Origin of the sequence: Pseudomonas sp. YY-1, assembly GCF_002843095.1 — a bacterium.
Classification (GTDB): Bacteria; Pseudomonadota; Gammaproteobacteria; order Pseudomonadales; family Pseudomonadaceae; genus Aquipseudomonas; species Aquipseudomonas sediminis_A.
The window spans coordinates 38,656-56,012 of record NZ_PJLX01000005.1 but is presented as its reverse complement, the minus strand read 5'-3'; the positions used below and the strand labels follow the sequence as shown (position 1 = coordinate 56,012).

Below are 17,357 nucleotides of genomic sequence, written 5' to 3'. Positions count from 1 at the left end.
GGCTGACCGAAGGGTCAGCTCTATGCTGCACCTTTTTTGTGCGAGCCTGCCCGATGTCTCTGTTCGATCTACTGCTGCTGGCCCTCGCCGGTTTCGCCGCTGGGGGCATGAACGCCCTGGCTGGCGGCGGCACCTTCTTTTCCTTCCCCGCCCTGCTCGCCGCCGGCCTGCCACCGGTTACCGCCAATGCCACCAACGCAGTGGCCCTGTGGCCGGCCAGCCTGGCCGGTGCCTGGGCAGCGCGCGCCTCGTTGCGGCCGCTGGGTCGTTATCTGCTTCCACTCCTGTTGGCCGGCCTGGCCGGCGGCCTTCTCGGCGGTCTGTTGCTGCTGGCCGGCGGCGACGATGTGTTCCGCGTGTTGATCCCCTGGCTGTTGCTGGCCGCCACTGCGCTTTTTGCCGCCAGCCCATGGCTGGGACGCTGGCTAGCCGAGCGGCGCAAGAACAAGGCATCCGCACACCCACCGCATACGCCACTGTCGCTGGGCGCGCATATCAGCGTTTCGATCTACGGCGGTTACTTCGGCGCCGGCATGGGTATTCTGCAGCTCGCCGCGTTTTCCATCGAAGGTCACCCGCTGGCACGCGCCAACGCCCTTAAGAACCTGATCTCGGCAGTCATCTATAGCATCGCCACATTGACCTTCGTCATCGCCGGCCGGGTCAGCTGGTATGAGCTTGCCATCCTGCTTACCGGCGCTACGATCGGCGGTTATGCCGGCGGCGCACTGGGCGAGAAACTACCGCCTGCGTTGCTGCGCAGCTTCGTCATTCTGGTCGGCAGCACGATGACGCTGTACTACTTCTGGAGCACCTATCGGGGATAGACCGTAGGGTGCGCCGTGCGCACCATCGCGGTCTTGTTGGTGCGCACAGCGCACCCTACGCAGAGCCCAATTCCGAAGCACATTCCGGGGCCCGCTGATTTGCCCGAGTGGCGCGGCTCTGCTAGTGTCGCGCCCGTTCCAGAATCAGCGAGAACCCGCACCATGGCCCGCAAGAAAGCCGCTCCCGACTTCGAACACTCCCTTGCCGAGTTGCAGACTCTGGTCGAGCGCCTGGAGAGCGGCGAGCTGTCGCTGGAAGACTCCCTGACCGCCTTCGAGCAGGGCATCGGCCTGACTCGTGAGTGCCAGGCCGCGCTGGCTCAGGCCGAGCAGAAGGTGCAGATCCTGCTGGAGCGTGATGGCGAGTTGCAGCCCGCCCCCTTCGATACGGACGAGCCTGCATGATCGCGGCGTACCAGAAGCGCTGCCAGACCCGCGTCGATACCGCTCTGGAACAGCTGTTCCAAGCACCGCGTACAGAACTCGAACGGCTCTACCAGGCCATGCGCTACAGCGTCATGAATGGCGGCAAGCGCGTCCGCCCGCTGCTGGTCTACGCCGCCTGCGAAACCCTCGAAGGTGACCTCGAACGTGCTGATGGTGCGGCCTGCGCAGTGGAGCTGATTCACGCCTATTCACTGGTGCATGACGACCTGCCGGCGATGGACGATGACGACCTGCGTCGCGGCCAGCCGACCACGCACAAGGCCTTCGACGAAGCGAGTGCAATCCTTGCCGGCGACGCCCTGCAAAGCCTGGCCTTCGGCGTACTCGCCGACCGCCGACGCAACCCGCAGGATGCCGAGACGCGCCTGCAGATGATCGAATTGCTGAGCCAGGCTGCAGGCCCGGCCGGCATGGTCGGCGGCCAGGCCATCGACCTTGGTTCTGTTGGCCTGCAACTCGACCAGCAGGCGCTGGAAGTCATGCACCGGCACAAGACCGGCGCCTTGATCGAGGCCAGCGTGGCGCTCGGTGCCCTGGCCAGCGGCAGCACCGACGAACTGGCCCTCAAGGCCCTGCTGCAATACGCTCGCGCCATCGGCCTGGCCTTCCAGGTGCAGGACGACATCCTCGACGTGGAGAGCGATACCGCCACCCTGGGCAAGACCCAGGGCAAGGACGAAGCCCACGACAAGCCCACCTACCCCGCCCTGCTCGGCCTCGACGCTGCCAAGGACTACGCTTTGGAACTGCGCGACCAGGCCCTGCACGTGCTGCGCCCGTTCGGCAACAGCGCCGAACCGCTGCGCGAGCTGGCCCGTTACATCGTCGAGCGGCGCAGCTGAGCGACGCATGAAGCGAGCCCTTGTCCTGCTCGTTATGCTCAGCGCCAGCCAGGCCTGGGGCATGGACGGGCAAGGCAACTCCAGCGACCACTTCACCGTGGGCAGCAGCCTCGGTACCGCCGGTATCACCGCCTCCACCAGCAATTCACTGCGCGCCTACCAGAGCGCCCGTGACGATGCCCTGGCCTATGTCGCCTCGGCCGGCGATATTCGAGGCGCACGGCTGGAAAGTGCGCTGCGGCAGTACCGCCGTGACCATCCAGATGCCGGCACAAGCGACATGCACTTGGCACAGGCCATCGCCTCATTGCGCTGACCCGAGCCACTCGCGCCATCACTCCAATCTATGTCGGCATGATCGCCACATAAGGCTTGCTTTACCCCGGCCACCAGCCACCTAAGATGGCTCCATAACGACAAGATGTCCGGAGCCGCCATGCCCTTCCCTGCCCTGCTGATCGCCAACCGTGGCGAGATCGCCATTCGCATCGCCCAGGCCTGCGCCGACCTCGGCATCCGCAGTGTCGCGGTGTATGCCGAGGACGACACCTCCTGCCTGCACACGCGCAAGGCCGACCTGGCCGTGGCGCTGGTCGGTCGCGGTGCCGCGGCCTACCTGGACATGGATCAGCTCATTGCCATCGCCCGTGAGCAGGGCTGCACGGCCATCCACCCCGGCTACGGGTTTCTCGCCGAGAACGCCGAATTCGCCCGCCGTTGCCAGGCCGCTGGGCTGACCTTCGTAGGGCCAACGCCCGAGACGCTGCAACTGTTTGGCGACAAGGCCGCCGCCCGTGATCTCGCCGCGCGCTGCAACGTACCGCTGGTGCCCGGTATCAACCAGGCGGTGACGCTGGAGCAGGCCGGCGCCTTTCTCGCCGAGCACGGCAGCGTGATGCTCAAGGCCCTGGCCGGTGGCGGCGGGCGCGGCATGCGTGCGGTGGATGACGCCGCGCAACTGGGCGAGGCCTTCGCCCGCTGCGCCTCCGAGGCTCAGGGCGCCTTCGGCAGCGGCGCGCTGTACGTGGAGAAGCGCGTGCGCCGCGCCCGGCATATCGAAGTGCAGGTGCTCGGTGACGGCAGCGGCGCGGTCAGCCACCTGTGGGAGCGCGACTGCAGCCTGCAACGCCGCCACCAGAAGCTGGTGGAGATCGCCCCCAGCCCCGAGCTGGATGCGGCCACCCGTGACGCCATCATCGCCAGCGCCCTGCGCCTGGCGGCCGAGGTGCAGTATCACGGCATCGGCACCTTCGAGTTTCTGCTCGACCTCGACCAGCCGGGGCACTTCTACTTCATGGAAGCCAACCCGCGCGTGCAGGTGGAGCACACCGTCACCGAGCAGGTCACCGGCGTCGAGCTGCTGCACACGCAATTGCACCTGGCCGCCGGCAAAAGCCTGGCCGAGCTGAACCTGCTCACACCGCCCGCGACCAAGGGCTATGCCGTGCAGGTGCGCCTGAATCTGGAGACCCTGCTCGCCGATGGCAGCGCGCGTCCGGCCAGCGGCGTGCTCGGTGCCTACCAGCCGCCCAGTGGCCCCGGCCTGCGTGTGGATGGCTGCGGCTATGCCGGCTACGTCGTCAGCCCGGCCTACGACTCGCTGATCGCCAAGCTGATCGCCAGCGCCGGTGACTACCCCGGCGCCCTGCGCCGCGCCTACCGCGGGCTGTGCGAGTTCCGTATCGACGGCGTGGCGAGCAACCTGCACCTGCTGCAGAACCTGTTGCAATGCGAGGCGGTGATCGCCAACCAGGTCGACACCACCTACGTCGAACGCCATCTCGATACCTTGCTGGCCGCTCGCGAGCAGGCCCATCCACATCGCTACTTCGCCACCGATGCTTCGCTGCACAGCGCCAAGGCCACTGTCGATGCACCGCCTGGCACCCTGGCCCTGAGCGCCCCCAGCGCTGGCATGCTGGTCAGCCTGGCGGTGGCAGAAGGCGACGCCGTGGCCGCCGGCCAGCGCATCGCCGTGCTGGAAGCGATGAAGATGGAGTTCGAGGTCAAGGCCGAGCACAGCGGCATCGTCCGCGCGCTGGCCGTGATCCCCGGCGACGCCATCGGTGAGGGCCAGGCGCTCGTATTCCTAGAACCGGCCGAGGTGGATGGCCTCGACGCCCACGGCGAACAGGCAGTCGACCTGGCGCATATCCGCGCCGACCTGGCCGAAGTGCTCGAGCGCCATGCACGTCTGACCGATGCGCGCCGCCCCGAGGCCGTGGCGAAAAGGCGCAAGACCGGCCAGCGCACGGTGCGGGAAAACCTCGCGGACTTGCTCGATGCCGACAGCTTTATCGAATACGGCGCCATGGCCCTGGCCGCCCAGCGCCGTCGACGCTCGCCCGAGGAGCTGCTGGAGCTAAGCCCGGCCGACGGTTTGGTCGCCGGCATCGGCACAGTCAACGCCGCGAGTTTCGGTGCCGAGGCCGCGCGCTGTATGGCCATCGCCTACGACTACACGGTATTCGCCGGCACTCAGGGCGTGATGAACCACAAGAAGACCGACCGCATGCTGGCCCTGGCCGAGCAGTGGCGCCTGCCCGTGGTGCTGTTCGCCGAAGGCGGCGGCGGCCGACCGGGAGATACCGACTTCGTCGGCGTGGCCGGGCTGGACTGCCACACCTTCGTCGCCATGGCCAAACTCTCCGGCCTGGTGCCGACGGTGGGCGTGGTCTCTGGCCGCTGCTTCGCCGGCAACGCCGCGCTGCTCGGCTGCTGCGACGTGATCATCGCAACGAAGAACGCGACTATCGGTATGGCCGGCCCGGCGATGATCGAAGGCGGCGGTCTGGGCAGCTTCACCCCCGAGCAGGTCGGCCCGACCAACGTGCAAGGCCCCAATGGGGTGATCGATGTGCTGGTGGAGGACGAAACCGCAGCGGTCGCCGTGGCCAAGCAGTACCTGGGCTATTTCCAGGGCTCAGTGAGCGACTGGCAGTGCAGCGATAGCCGCGAGTTGCGCCATGTGATCCCGGAAAACCGCCTGCGCGTGTACGACATGCGCAAGGTGATCGAGCTGCTGGCCGATCACGGCAGCGTGCTGGAACTGCGCCGCCAGTTCGCTCCCGGCCTGATCACCGCGCTGATCCGCATCGAGGGCAAGCCGTTCGGGCTGATCGCCAACAACCCCGCGCACCTGGGTGGCGCCATCGACGCCGTGGCCGGCGACAAGGCCGCGCGCTTCCTGCAGTTGTGTGAAGCCCATGACCTGCCCATCGTTTCGCTGTGCGACACCCCCGGTTTCATGGTCGGGCCGGAGGCGGAGAAACAGGCCACGGTGCGCCACGTCTCGCGCCTGTTCGTCACCGCCGCCAGCCTCACGGTGCCGATCTTCACCCTGGTGCTGCGCAAGGGCTACGGCCTCGGCGCCCAGGCAATGGCGGCTGGCAGCTTTCATTCGCCGCTGTTCACTGCCGCCTGGCCCAGTGGTGAGTTCGGCGCCATGGGCCTGGAAGGTGCGGTGCGCCTGGGCTTCGCCAAGGAACTGGCAGCCCAGCCGGACGAGGCCGCGCGCCAGGCGCTGTTCGACAAGCTGGTGGCCAAGGCCTACGACAACGGCAAGGCGCTGAACATGGCCAGCTATCTTGAGATCGACGCCGTGATCGACCCGGCCGACAGCCGCGCCTGGCTGCTGCGCGGGCTCAACGCGGCGCCGCGTCCGCCCCGGCGTGATGGCAAGAAGCGCCCCTTTGTCGACACCTGGTAGGGCCTCCGTGCGCGAGCGCTGGCTTGTCGCACGGGGCGTGAAGCTTGCAGCCACCTTTTTCGGGTAAACTGCCGCATCTTTTTACACCTATAACGATTCGCCTGATGCCGACCACTTTCCACGAGATCCCCCGCGAGCGCCCATTGACGCCGCTGCTCGACAGCGCCAACACGCCCGACGAACTGCGCCGCCTGGCCGAAGCGGACCTGGAAACCCTCGCTGACGAACTGCGCCAATACCTGCTCTACAGCGTTGGCCAGAGCGGCGGGCACTTCGGTGCCGGCCTCGGCGTGATCGAGCTGACCATCGCCCTGCATTACGTCCTCGACACCCCCGATGACCGTCTGGTGTGGGACGTCGGCCATCAGGCCTACCCGCACAAGATCCTCACCGGTCGTCGCGAGCGCATGGGCAGCCTGCGCCAGAAGGACGGCCTGGCCGCCTTCCCACGGCGCAGCGAGAGCGAGTACGACACCTTCGGCGTCGGCCACTCCAGCACCAGCATCAGCGCGGCACTGGGCATGGCCATCGCCGCCCGTCTGAAAGGCGAGAAGCGCAAGAGCGTGGCGGTGATCGGCGACGGCGCACTGACCGCCGGCATGGCCTTCGAGGCGCTCAACCACGCCACCGACGTCGGCGCCAACATGCTGGTGATCCTCAACGACAACGACATGTCGATCTCCAAGAATGTCGGCGGCCTGTCCAACTACCTGGCCAAGATCATCTCCAGCCGCACCTACGCCAGCATGCGCGAGGGCAGCAAGAAGATCCTCTCGCGCTTGCCTGGCGCCTGGGAAATAGCGCGCAAGGTCGAGGAGCACGCCAAAGGCATGCTGGTACCCGGCACCCTGTTCGAGGAGCTGGGCTGGAACTACGTCGGCCCCATCGACGGCCACGACCTGCCCACCCTGCTCGCCACCCTGCGCAATATGCGCGACCTCGACGGTCCGCAGTTCCTCCATGTGGTGACCAAGAAGGGCAAGGGCTTCGCCCCGGCCGAGGTCGACCCCATCGGCTACCACGCAATCACCAAGCTGGAACCGGTCACGCCAGTCGCGGCACCGAAGAAGCCTTCCGGCCCGAAGTACTCCAACGTCTTTGGCCAGTGGCTGTGCGACATGGCCGAGCAGGACGCGCGCCTGGTCGGCATCACCCCGGCGATGAAGGAAGGCTCGGATCTGGTGGCGTTCAGCGAGCGCTTCCCTGATCGTTACTTCGACGTGGCGATTGCCGAGCAGCACGCCGTGACCCTGGCCGCCGGCATGGCCTGCGAAGGTGCCAAACCGGTGGTGGCGATCTACTCCACCTTCCTCCAGCGCGCCTATGACCAACTGATTCACGACGTGGCGGTGCAGCACCTCGATGTGCTGTTCGCCATCGACCGTGCTGGTCTGGTCGGCGAAGACGGCCCGACCCACGCCGGCAGCTTCGACCTGTCCTACCTGCGCTGCATCCCCGGCATGCTGGTGATGACGCCGAGCGACGAAAACGAGATGCGCCGCATGCTCACCACCGGCCACCTGTTCGACGGCCCGGCGGCGGTACGCTACCCACGTGGCACCGGCCCCAACGCGCCGCTCGATGCCGGCCTGGAGCCGCTGGACATTGGCAAGGCGTTGGTACGCCGCCAGGGCAAGGGCGTAGCCCTGCTGGCCTTCGGCGTGCAACTGGCCGAAGCCCTGCGCGTCGGTGAAACGCTGGATGCCACGGTGGTCGACATGCGCTTCGTCAAACCGCTGGACGAAGCCCTGCTGCGCGAACTGGCAGGCAGCCACGAGCTGCTGGTGACCATCGAAGAAAACAGCATCATGGGCGGCGCCGGTAGCGCGGTCAGCGAATTCTTCGCCGCCGAGAACATCCAGATGTCGATGCTGCACCTGGGCCTGCCCGACTACTACGTCGAGCACGCCAAGCCCAGCCAGATGCTCGCCGAGTGCGGTCTCGACGAAGCCGGCATCGAACGCGCGGTACGTGAGCGTCTGAGTTTGCTTCAGGCCTGAGCATGAAGCCCGCTCATCGCTGAATGAGCGGCGCTTGCTTGTGATTCATGTGCGTGCGCACTAAGGTGCGCGCCATTAATGTTCCGCCAGGGTGCGCTGCGCAAGCAGTGTTAAACGGGAAGTCGGTGCGCTCGTCACGAGCAATGCCGACGCTGCCCCCGCAACGGTAATCGACTGCACGCGCTGAGCGTGCGCCACGTCCAACAGCCACTGGGCCCTGCCTGGGAAGGCGGACGCGGGTCGAGAGCCCGGAGACCGGCCAAGGCGGTGCGACTGGTGTTGCGGAGGGCAGCACGGTCAAGCGCCGTCCTGCGCTTGCGCCTGCCCTCCTCGACCGTCTGCCGACCGTTGAGGAAAGAGAATGAAACTGTCCCGTCTGGCTCTGGCCATCGCCGTCATGCCAGGTCTCTCGCTGGCCGCCGAGCCCTACGTGGCCGAGCCGCTGGTCGTCACCTCCGGGCGCCTGTCCGAACCGCAAGCGCAGGCCACCGCTGCCACCACGGTGTTCGAGCGGGACGACATCGAGCGCCTGCAGGTCAGCAGCGTTACCGAGCTACTGGAGCGTGTGCCCGGCCTCAGCGTCGTCCGCACTGGCGGTGCCGGCAGCCAGACGGGCGTGTTCCTGCGCGGCACCAGCACGGCACAAACCCTGGTCCTGGTCGACGGCCAACGTATCGCGGCCGCCTCCAGCGGCACCAGCAGCCTGGAGTTTCTCGCCCCCGAGCAGATCGAGCGTATCGAAGTGGTTCGTGGAGCGCGCTCGGCGCTGTATGGCTCCGACGCCATTGGCGGGGTGATTCAGATTTTCACTCGCCAAGGCGATGGCCAGGGCCTCAAGCCTTACGCGCGCCTGGCGGCTGGCAGCGACAGCACTTACCAGCGCAGCCTCGGCCTCTCCGGCGGCGACGAACGCACACGCTTTCACCTGGGAGCGGCCCTGGACGAGACAGCCGGCATCGACGCCACCCGAGACGGTTTCGGCGCCAATGGCGACGATGACGCCTACCGCAACCGCTCGCTCAGCCTGAGTCTGTCGCACCGTTTCAGTGACGATCTGCAGGTGGGCTTTAGTGCTCTCGATCAGCGCGGGCAGGTTGAATACGACGATGTTTTTACCGGCCTGCTACCGACAACTGACTTTCAGGTCAGTAGCCTTTCCGGGTTCATCGACGGCCGCCTCAACGAGCGTTGGAGCAGCCGCCTGGAAATGGGTCACAGCAAAGACCAGCGCGACACGGGTGATGACTCACCGGCAGCGCCCGACTATTCATTCTTTACCTACACCACCTATCGCGACTCCGCGAGCTGGGTGAACACCCTGACCCTCACCGACCACCAGCAAATTCTGGCTGGCGCCGACTGGTATGAGGATCGCCTGCATAGCAGCGCGGACTTCGCGGAGGATTCACGCTGGAACCGCGCGGCCTTCGTGCAACACCGCTACACCGGCGACACCTTCTCGACCGAGCTGGGACTGCGCCACGACGACAACCAGCAGTTCGGCAGCGAGAACACCTGGAACGCGGCACTGACCCTGCCCCTGAACAGGGCCAACGACCTGATCCTGTCGTACAGCGAAGGTTTCCGCGCACCGACCTTCAACGATCTCTACGATCAGTGGTACGGCAACCCCGACCTCGCCCCGGAACGCTCCAAGAGCTACGAGCTGCAATGGCGCAGCCGCTACAGCGACACAGGATCATTGCAGGCTTCCGTGTATCGAACTGATATCGAGGACGCCATCGTCCTGGACGAGAACTTCATTCCACAGAACGTCCAGACAGCCCGGATCAATGGCTTCGAAGCCGCCGTGCAGCAGGAGTTGTTCGGCTGGCAAGGCAATCTCGCGCTGGCCCTGATCGACCCGCGTGACCGCGCCAGCGGTCATACCCTGCAACGCCGCGCCAAACGCACGTTGAGCCTGGACCTTGACCGCCGCTTTGGTGATGTGTCGGTGGGCGCAGGCTGGCGTGCGATCAATGGCCGTTACGACGATGCCGACAACGAGATCGAAATGAGCGGCTACGGTCTGCTAAGCCTGCGCGCCGCCTGGCAGGCCAATGAGGAACTGGGGCTGAGCCTGAAGCTGGATAATCTGCTGGACAAGGATCATGCAGAAGCGACCTACAGCACACCCAATGGCCGTTTCGGCTACAACAGCGCCGGGCGTACCGCGTTGTTCGCGGTCAGCTGGACGCCGCAACTCTGACCTTGGTGCGCACGGCGCACCCTACCACCGCTGTAGGGTGCGCCGTGCGCACCGCCTGAAGGTGCTACCGCGCACCCGCCATCCGCTCACATAACTGCTCGATGGCGCCCAGCATCTGCCGGCTGGGCCTTTCCAGGCCCCTGTCCGGCACCGCCCAGACTTGCTCCAGACGCACGGCATGCAACTGCGGCCAGGCCTGCCAGGCGCTCAACTCGGCATTACTGCCGCCGAGTATCACGTCTGGGTCACGCGCCAACACAGCCTCCACACTGACCTGTGGCGCCGGTTGCGGCAGATCGGCGAACAGGTTGCGCGCGCCGCACACCTGCAAGGCGTCACCGATCAATTGCTCGCCACCGATGGTGTAAAGCGGTTGGTGCCAGACCTGATAGAACACCGTCAGGGGCTGCTCCCGCTGGTAGCGCTGGCGCAGCACGTGCAGCTCGGCGCGAAACTCGGCCGCCAGCCGCTCGCCCTGCTCCGTCCGGCCCACTCGCTCGCCAATACGCACGAAGGCCTCGCCGAGTTGGTCAAGGCGCTGCGGCTCGACGATCAGCAGGTCGATACCGAAACGCTGCAACTGCGCTTGTTGCGCCGGCGGCACGCTACCGGGTGCGATAAGGATCAGATCCGGCTCCAGCTGCAGCAGGCGCTCGAATTCCAGCTGGCCATAACGCCCGACTGTGGGCAGATGCGCCAGCTCTGCGGGACGCTCATCCCCTTCGAGTACGCCGACCAGCAGATCAGCAGCATCCAGGTCGAGCATGATTTCACTGAGCGAGGGTGCCAGGCTGATTACCCGCTCGGCAGCTGACAGCGGCAACGCCAGCAGGCAAAGCGCGAGCAGCAGCGTGCGCATCAACCCAACTGGCGGGGTATGCGGTAGAGGCTGTGCAGCACGATGGACGACAGCGCCAGCAGTACCAGCGGGATCGCCTCGAGGCCAGCAAGGACTGCCAACGCGGCGATCCACGCAGGCAGCGCAGCGCCAAGCAGGGCGCGCAAACGAACACGATCCAGCTCCAGCCAGGCGGCGGGTTCCTCGTCACTATCGAGGGCTTTCTGGGTGGCGATAAGGGCGTGCTTGTAGGCAGAGAACAGCGGCAGGCTGACAAACATCGAGGCCAGGCCGGCAATGAACATCGGCATGCTCATGACCGTGTGACCGCCACCGCCGAACAGCAGGTTGAACATGAACAAGGGCGCCAGCGCCACGCCCAGTTGACGCCACCAGGCCAGCGCAAGACGCCGCTTTACCTGGCCTCGGGTCACAGGCGCTCCTCGGTCTCACCCTGATGCTGGTTGCCCAGCATATGACCGAGCTTGCCGGCCTTGGTGGCGAGATAGCGCTTGTTGTAGGGGTTGTGTGCAATCTGCAGTGGCACACGATGGTCCACGGCGATACCCATGTCACCCAGCGCTTTGACCTTGCGCGGGTTATTGGTCATCAGCTTGAGGCTGTCGATGCCCAGGTGCTCGAGCATCGGCAGGCAGATGGCGTAGTCACGCTGGTCAGCGCCGAAACCCAGGCGCTCGTTGGCTTCCACGGTATCGGCCCCACCGTCCTGCAGTTCATAGGCGCGAATCTTGTTCAGCAGACCAATGCCCCGGCCCTCCTGACGCAGATACAGCAATACGCCGCGACCTTCGTTGGCGATGGCCTGCAGCGCAGCCTGCAGTTGGGCACCACAGTCGCAACGCAGGCTGAACAGCGCGTCGCCGGTCAGGCATTCGGAGTGCAGACGCCCGAGCACCGGTGCACCGTCGGCGACATTGCCGAAGGTCAGGGCGACATGTTCCTTGCCGGTAACCTCATCGAGGAAACCATGCATGGTAAACACACCGAAGGGCGTGGGCAGTTGGGAGGCGGCGACGAACACGACGGACACCGGATGCTCCTGGCAATGAGTACTAAACAGGGCCGGCATTGTATCAGCAGGCCCCACTGGCGGGTCAGTCAGAATTGCCGATCATCGGTATCGAAACGCTCAATGAAAGTCTCAGAGTTTGGATTCGAGCACCAGCATGCCCTGCTCCTCGCGCCAGCCCACCCGACTGAGGAAGCTCATGCCCAGCAGGGCTTCATGCGGTGCATTCCCCTCCAGCACCACTGCCTCGACGCCGAGCACCTCGAGATCGCCGACCTTGACCCGGTCAAGCATCACGCGCCAGCCGCGAGCGACACCACTGGCGGTGTTGACCTGTAGAGGCCGGCCACTGACTCGATAATCGATACCTAGGCGCCGGGCATGCGCGTCATTAAGAGCCACCGAGGTGGCACCGGTATCCACTAGAAACTGCACCGTCTGGCCGTTGACCGACCCGGCGACCCAATAGTGGCCACCAATACCCTTGGCGATGCTCAAACGCTTTCTTACCGGCTCGGCAAAACCGGCACTGTATTCCCGACTCAGTGGATAGGCGCGCTCGACACCCTCGACACGCAGTACCGCACCCTGCTTGTCCACACTGACGACCTCCACCCCACCCGGACCGGTCTGTCCGACCCGCACCAGCTTCCGCTGCCCATCGACATTGACCACCGCAGCGCCGGGAAACAGGCCAACCACCTGAACCTGAGAAGCAGCGCAGACAACACTCGACCCCAACAGCGCCAACACGGCGAGACAGTGACGAAACTGCATGTAGGACGGCCTCCCGGCTCAATCGAAGGGATAAGGCTGCTGCCAGCGCGCGAAAATCGGCTTGAGCGTTCCTGCCTCCACCAATTGCGTCATACGGCGGTCGAAGAGCTCAGCCAGAGCGCGCCCTTTGGGGTTATCGGCAAAACCGATGTAAAGCGGCAACCAGGTCAGCTCGACCAACTGATAGCGGCCGCGTCGCGCAACATTCGCCAGCAGCAGCTCGAGTTCCGAATGGGAGTCGATATGGAAATCGGCATGCCCCTGATCAAGCATGCCAAGAATATCGCTATGCTGCCGAACTTCCCGGTAATGCCGCACATTCGGCAGATAGCGCTGGTATTCGTAGCCGCGTTTCCAGACCAGATGCAACTCACCGAGCGACTCCAGCGTGGGGGCCGGCTTGCCGCGCAGACCGAGCGCACTGACGCGCTCGCCGTCGTAATGCCAGCGCGGATACAGCACACCTTCATCTATCTCATTGCGGTAGGAACCCACCCAGGCATCGGCACTGCCACGCTGAACCAGACCTACCGCACGGGTGTAAGGCACGCTCTGCACATGCAAGCGCACCCCGACCGGCTCGAACACCTCACGCAGGATATCCCAGGCCATGCCCGTGCCGTCGGCATTGGTGTGCCCTTCCCAGACTTCGCTGGCCACCTGAATCTCGTCCGGCGGCTGCAGTTCGGCATGCGCCGTCAGGATTCCGCTCATGCCCAGCAGCAATGCCAACAGCCTCGCAGCCATCTTTGCTTGCCTCTCTAAAAGCCCAACAGCGCTGCATAACGATCCCACCCCCACACCAGCCCCTGCATGGCCAGCCAGGCGAATACCCCGGCGATCACGTCATCGAGCATGATGCCGACTCCGCCATGCACATGCCGGTCAACCCAGTGGATGGGCCAGGGCTTGACGATGTCGAACAAACGAAACATGAGAAAGCCTAGCAGCAACCAGACCCAACCCTCGGGCACCAGCCAGAGGGTGATCCACATGCCGACCATTTCGTCCCAGACGATGCCTTCATGGTCGTGCACGCGCAGGTCGTCGGCGACCTTGCCGCACAACCAGAAGCCGAACAGCATGGTGACCCCGAGCAGCAGCCAGTAGCCCCAGTCCGGCAGCATCTGCCACAGCGGCACGAACGGCAGCGCCACCAGCGAGCCCCAGGTACCCGGCGCCTTGGGCAGCGTGCCGGAACCGAAGCCGAAGGCGATGAAGTGCCACGGATTGCGCCACACCGAGGGCGGTACGTATTCGGCGGGAACCTGGTTGGGGTGATCGGTCACACGCACTCCGTCCTGTCAGAAATGTTGATAGCCGCCGCGCGGCGGTTCGATTGGCTGGCCGTTGGCGTCCAGCAGCTGCACCCCGGTGCCGTTCAGTACACGGCCGATAACTCGGACTTCAGGCCAGTCACGCTGAATGTCGACGAGCAGCGTTGGCGGTAGGGTAAAGGCCAGGCGGTAGTCATCGCCACCACCGAGCGCGCAGCCCCGCGCCTGCTCTTCACCGGCGAAGGCGCGCAGCGGCGCAGACATCGGCACACGCGCCAGCTCAATGTGCAGCGCGACCTGCGAGGCGTTGGCGATATGCCCGCAGTCAGCGAGCAGGCCGTCGGAAATATCCAGTGCTGCCGTGGCTCGGCCGCGCAGTGCCTGCCCCAGGGCCAGTTGCGGTTGCGGCGACCAGTAACGAGCCAGCAAAGGCTCGGCGACTTCAGGCATTGCATCACGCTGGGCTAATACCAGCGGCAGGGCGCCAGCAGCGTCACCCAGCTCGCCACCCACGCACAGCAGATCACCCACCTGCGCACCGCTGCGCAACAGTGCCTGCCCGGCCGGCACACGGCCGAACACGGTCAGCGTCAGGCTCAGCGGGCCACGCGTGGTGTCGCCACCGACCAACGCCAGCGAGCAGTTCTCGGCCATCTGCTGCAGGCCACGCGCGAACTCGGCCAACCAGGTTTCACTGGCGTTCGGCAAGGTAAGCGCGAGAGTAAAGGCCAGCGGCGTAGCGCCCATGGCAGCCAGGTCACTGGCAGAGACGGCCAGCGCACGCTGACCGAGAAGAAAGGCATCGCAGGCGTCGGGAAAGTGAACCCCGGCAACCAGCGTATCGGTGGACACCGCCAACTGCTCGCCCGCTGGCAACGCCAGCAGGGCGCAGTCATCGCCGATACCGCTAACCACGCCGTCACCGCCCTGAGCGCAACGGGCGGCGGCGAAGTAGCGACGGATCAGCTCGAACTCATTCACGGGCAAGCAACGATCTGCTGCGCGTCGGCCCTGCTGCGTTAAAAGCAGACTCGGAATGCTCATGTGCTACAGCACACTGCGCTTCCTCGCCTGCTTTTGCCTTGCATGGCTCTAGCTCGCAAGATCGTGAATCGAGCATCCCCATAGGCCTCAACGTTTGTTGGCGTTGACTTCGGCCGCACGCAGCTTGGGCGCGAGCTTGTCGAGGATGCCGTTGACGAATTTGTGCCCGTCAGTGGCACCGAACACCTTGGCCAGCTCGATACCTTCGTTGATCACTACCTTGTAGGGTACATCGACGCGGTTCTTCAGCTCGTAGGTGGACAGGCGCAGGATGGCCAGCTCGACCGGATCGATCTCTTCCAGCGGGCGATCGAGCAGCGGCGTGAAGGCTTCTTCCAGCTCGGTCTTCTGCCGCGGCACGCCGTGCAGAATTTCGTGGAAGTAAGCGCCATCGACCTTGCTGAAATCGTTGTCGACACGAAACTGCGCTTCGATCTCGTTCAGCGGCTGCCCGGCAATGTGCCAGGAATAAAGCGCCTGCATGGCCAGGGTACGGGCCTCGCGGCGTGCGAGAATCTTGCCGCTGGGCCCCTTCTTGGCCGGCTGGCCGTTACCGGAGTTGCTCACTTGGCCTCCAACTGCGCCAGCAGGCTGACCATTTCCAGGGCAGACAGCGCAGCTTCGGCACCCTTGTTACCTGCCTTGGTGCCGGAACGTTCGATGGCTTGCTCGATGGAGTCGACAGTCAGCACGCCGAAGGCGACCGGTACGCCATATTCCATGGAGACCTGGGCCAGACCCTTGGTGCACTCGCCGGCGACGTATTCGAAGTGCGGGGTGCCGCCACGGATGACCGCACCAAGGGCGATGATCGCCGCGTATTCACCACGCTGAGCGACCTTCTGGGTGACCAGCGGAATCTCGAATGCACCCGGCGCACGGATGATGGTGATCTCGCTCTCGCTCACGCCGTGGCGTACCAGGGCGTCGACGGCGCCACTGACCAGGCTCTCGACGACGAAGCTGTTGAAACGGCCTACCACCAGGGCGTATTTGCCCTTCGGGGCGATGAAGGTACCTTCGATGGTCTTCAGGGTCATGACAGGTCTCACATGGGTTAAAGAGCCGGAGCGGCGGTGCGCTCCGAAAATAAAATTCGTGCTCCCTAGGGAGCTGGCTTTGCTCCCCTCTCCCGCTTGCGGGAGAGGGGTTGGGGCGGCCCGCGTAGGGAGAGGGTTAGGCGTTGGCCACAACACCCTCTCCCGCCCTACGGGCACCCTCTCCCATAAATGGGAGAGGGTCATCAGCTTTGGCCCTTCGGGCCGCTTTTAATCAGCCGGCAGGTATTCTACAACTTCGAGATCGAAGCCGGATATCGCGTTGAACTTCATCGGCGAGCTCATCAGACGCATCTTGCGCACGCCAAGATCACGCAGAATCTGCGAGCCCGCACCCACGGTGCTGTAGGTCGCCGGGTTGGCTGGCTGCTGGCGGCTGATCAGTGCCAGCAGCTCCGGCCCGGTCAGCGGATTGCCGAGCAGCAGCACCACGCCGCTACCGGCCTTGGCCACTTCCGCCATGGCAGCACGCATGCTCCAGCGGCCCGGCTGGTTGACCATGAACAGGTCGCGCAGCGGGTCCATGTTGTGCACGCGCACCAGGGTCGGCTCTTCGGCGCAGATGGTGCCCAGGGTCAGCGCCATGTGTGCGGTGTCCTCGACGCCGTCACGGTAGGTCACCAGATTGAACTGACCCAACTCGGTGTCCAGCGGCTGCTCGCTGATGCGCTCGACGGTGCGCTCGTGGATCAGGCGGTAGTGGATCAGGTCGGCAATGGTGCCAATCTTCAGACCGTGCTCTTCAGCGAACTTTTCCAGCTCCGGACGACGGGCCATGGTGCCGTCGTCGTTCATGATCTCGCAGATCACCCCACTCGGTTCGAAACCGCCCATGCGCGCCAGGTCGCAAGCGGCTTCGGTGTGGCCGGCACGGGCCAGCACACCGCCGGGCTGGGCCATCAGCGGGAAGATGTGGCCAGGGCTGACGATATCCTCGGCCACCGCATTGCGCGCTACGGCAGCCTGCACGGTGCGCGCGCGGTCGGCGGCGGAAATGCCGGTGGTCACACCTTCGGCCGCCTCGATGGAGACGGTGAACTTGGTGCCGAAACCGGAACCGTTGCGCGGCGCCATCAGCGGCAGCTTGAGCAGTTCGCAGCGCTCGCGGGTCATGGGCATACAGATCAGGCCACGGGCGAAGCGGGCCATGAAGTTGATGTGCTCGGCGGTGACGCATTCGGAGGCGATGATGATGTCGCCTTCGTTCTCGCGGTCCTCGTCATCCATGAGGATGACCATCTTGCCGGCGCGGATGTCTTCGATCAGTTCTTCAGCGGTATTGAGCGCCATCGGGGCGTC

At 65.2% G+C, this 17,357-nt stretch carries 17 protein-coding genes and 1 riboswitch; of the genes, 7 read left to right on the top strand and 10 right to left on the bottom strand.

The window, feature by feature from the left end:
• Positions 1-53: 53 nt before the first annotated feature.
• The 7 genes from CXP40_RS08830 (at position 54) to CXP40_RS08800 (ending at position 10,034) form a co-directional block, all read left to right on the top strand.
• Positions 54-827, top strand: a complete 774-nt coding sequence (locus tag CXP40_RS08830) for a sulfite exporter TauE/SafE family protein (RefSeq protein ID WP_106733432.1) — start codon at positions 54-56, stop codon at positions 825-827.
• A gap of 162 nt (positions 828-989) precedes the next feature.
• Complete coding sequence (locus CXP40_RS08825; protein ID WP_003463176.1) at positions 990-1,232, top strand: exodeoxyribonuclease VII small subunit; 243 nt, start codon at positions 990-992, stop codon at positions 1,230-1,232.
• Entirely contained in the window at positions 1,229-2,116 is an 888-nt protein-coding gene (gene ispA / locus CXP40_RS08820; protein ID WP_064494999.1) for a (2E,6E)-farnesyl diphosphate synthase, read from the top strand. The genes CXP40_RS08825 and ispA overlap by 4 nt, the downstream gene beginning before the upstream one ends.
• Positions 2,117-2,123: 7 nt before the next feature.
• Positions 2,124-2,432 carry a DUF2388 domain-containing protein gene (locus CXP40_RS08815; RefSeq protein WP_106733431.1) on the top strand — a complete coding sequence of 103 codons (309 nt, stop codon included), beginning with the start codon at positions 2,124-2,126 and terminating at the stop codon, positions 2,430-2,432.
• Positions 2,433-2,552: 120 nt separating this feature from the next.
• Positions 2,553-5,825, top strand: coding sequence for a carboxyl transferase domain-containing protein (locus CXP40_RS08810; protein WP_106733430.1), 3,273 nt, complete (start codon positions 2,553-2,555; stop codon positions 5,823-5,825).
• A gap of 104 nt (positions 5,826-5,929) precedes the next feature.
• Positions 5,930-7,825, top strand: a complete 1,896-nt coding sequence (dxs, locus tag CXP40_RS08805; RefSeq protein ID WP_106733429.1) for a 1-deoxy-D-xylulose-5-phosphate synthase — start codon at positions 5,930-5,932, stop codon at positions 7,823-7,825.
• A 72-nt stretch (positions 7,826-7,897) separates the two neighbouring features.
• A riboswitch (cobalamin riboswitch) is annotated at positions 7,898-8,104 on the top strand.
• Positions 8,105-8,186: 82 nt separating this feature from the next.
• Positions 8,187-10,034, top strand: coding sequence for a TonB-dependent receptor domain-containing protein (locus CXP40_RS08800; RefSeq protein WP_106733428.1), 1,848 nt, complete (start codon positions 8,187-8,189; stop codon positions 10,032-10,034).
• Positions 10,035-10,098: 64 nt separating this feature from the next.
• On the opposite strand, the gene CXP40_RS08795 is transcribed toward CXP40_RS08800, so the two are convergent.
• From CXP40_RS08795 to ribBA, 10 genes are all read right to left on the bottom strand, one after another.
• Complete coding sequence (locus CXP40_RS08795) at positions 10,099-10,893, bottom strand: cobalamin-binding protein (RefSeq protein WP_106733427.1); 795 nt, start codon at positions 10,891-10,893, stop codon at positions 10,099-10,101.
• On the bottom strand, positions 10,893-11,306 hold the full coding sequence (locus tag CXP40_RS08790) for an MFS transporter (protein WP_090337664.1): 414 nt from the start codon (positions 11,304-11,306) through the stop codon (positions 10,893-10,895). The genes CXP40_RS08795 and CXP40_RS08790 overlap by 1 nt, the downstream gene beginning before the upstream one ends.
• A complete protein-coding gene (gene ribA, locus CXP40_RS08785; protein ID WP_104730380.1) occupies positions 11,303-11,923 on the bottom strand; it encodes a GTP cyclohydrolase II in 621 nt (206 codons plus the stop codon). Before ribA ends, CXP40_RS08790 begins: the two co-directional genes overlap by 4 nt.
• Before the next feature lie 111 nt (positions 11,924-12,034).
• The gene (locus CXP40_RS08780) at positions 12,035-12,679 is read right to left on the bottom strand and encodes a TIGR02281 family clan AA aspartic protease (protein WP_106733426.1); all 645 of its coding nucleotides are present in this window, start codon (positions 12,677-12,679) and stop codon (positions 12,035-12,037) included.
• Positions 12,680-12,697: 18 nt separating this feature from the next.
• Positions 12,698-13,426 carry an ABC transporter substrate-binding protein gene (locus tag CXP40_RS08775; protein ID WP_106733425.1) on the bottom strand — a complete coding sequence of 243 codons (729 nt, stop codon included), beginning with the start codon at positions 13,424-13,426 and terminating at the stop codon, positions 12,698-12,700.
• A gap of 14 nt (positions 13,427-13,440) precedes the next feature.
• The gene (locus CXP40_RS08770; RefSeq protein WP_106733424.1) at positions 13,441-13,968 is read right to left on the bottom strand and encodes a phosphatidylglycerophosphatase A; all 528 of its coding nucleotides are present in this window, start codon (positions 13,966-13,968) and stop codon (positions 13,441-13,443) included.
• A gap of 15 nt (positions 13,969-13,983) precedes the next feature.
• Entirely contained in the window at positions 13,984-14,937 is a 954-nt protein-coding gene (gene thiL / locus CXP40_RS08765; RefSeq protein ID WP_106733594.1) for a thiamine-phosphate kinase, read from the bottom strand.
• A gap of 150 nt (positions 14,938-15,087) precedes the next feature.
• Positions 15,088-15,567, bottom strand: coding sequence for a transcription antitermination factor NusB (gene nusB / locus CXP40_RS08760; protein ID WP_106733423.1), 480 nt, complete (start codon positions 15,565-15,567; stop codon positions 15,088-15,090).
• Entirely contained in the window at positions 15,564-16,040 is a 477-nt protein-coding gene (gene ribE, locus CXP40_RS08755; RefSeq protein ID WP_064495009.1) for a 6,7-dimethyl-8-ribityllumazine synthase, read from the bottom strand. Before ribE ends, nusB begins: the two co-directional genes overlap by 4 nt.
• Positions 16,041-16,268: 228 nt before the next feature.
• Positions 16,269-17,348 carry a bifunctional 3,4-dihydroxy-2-butanone-4-phosphate synthase/GTP cyclohydrolase II gene (gene ribBA, locus CXP40_RS08750; RefSeq protein ID WP_106733422.1) on the bottom strand — a complete coding sequence of 360 codons (1,080 nt, stop codon included), beginning with the start codon at positions 17,346-17,348 and terminating at the stop codon, positions 16,269-16,271.
• Between the last annotated feature and the right edge of the window lie 9 nt (positions 17,349-17,357).

Excerpts from the sequence above, each read along its gene's own strand:
- CXP40_RS08830 (WP_106733432.1), top strand. The coding sequence starts at position 54 with ATGTCTCTGTTCGATCTACTGCTGCTGGCCCTCGCCGGTTTCGCCGCT.
- ribE (WP_064495009.1), bottom strand. The coding sequence starts at position 16,040 with ATGACCCTGAAGACCATCGAAGGTACCTTCATCGCCCCGAAGGGCAAA.
- CXP40_RS08810 (WP_106733430.1), top strand. The coding sequence starts at position 2,553 with ATGCCCTTCCCTGCCCTGCTGATCGCCAACCGTGGCGAGATCGCCATT.
- CXP40_RS08795 (WP_106733427.1), bottom strand. The coding sequence starts at position 10,893 with ATGCGCACGCTGCTGCTCGCGCTTTGCCTGCTGGCGTTGCCGCTGTCA.
- CXP40_RS08825 (WP_003463176.1), top strand. The coding sequence starts at position 990 with ATGGCCCGCAAGAAAGCCGCTCCCGACTTCGAACACTCCCTTGCCGAG.
- CXP40_RS08775 (WP_106733425.1), bottom strand. The coding sequence starts at position 13,426 with ATGGCTGCGAGGCTGTTGGCATTGCTGCTGGGCATGAGCGGAATCCTG.
- dxs (WP_106733429.1), top strand. The coding sequence starts at position 5,930 with ATGCCGACCACTTTCCACGAGATCCCCCGCGAGCGCCCATTGACGCCG.
- ispA (WP_064494999.1), top strand. The coding sequence starts at position 1,229 with ATGATCGCGGCGTACCAGAAGCGCTGCCAGACCCGCGTCGATACCGCT.
- CXP40_RS08780 (WP_106733426.1), bottom strand. The coding sequence starts at position 12,679 with ATGCAGTTTCGTCACTGTCTCGCCGTGTTGGCGCTGTTGGGGTCGAGT.
- CXP40_RS08800 (WP_106733428.1), top strand. The coding sequence starts at position 8,187 with ATGAAACTGTCCCGTCTGGCTCTGGCCATCGCCGTCATGCCAGGTCTC.
- CXP40_RS08815 (WP_106733431.1), top strand. The coding sequence starts at position 2,124 with ATGAAGCGAGCCCTTGTCCTGCTCGTTATGCTCAGCGCCAGCCAGGCC.
- ribBA (WP_106733422.1), bottom strand. The coding sequence starts at position 17,348 with ATGGCGCTCAATACCGCTGAAGAACTGATCGAAGACATCCGCGCCGGC.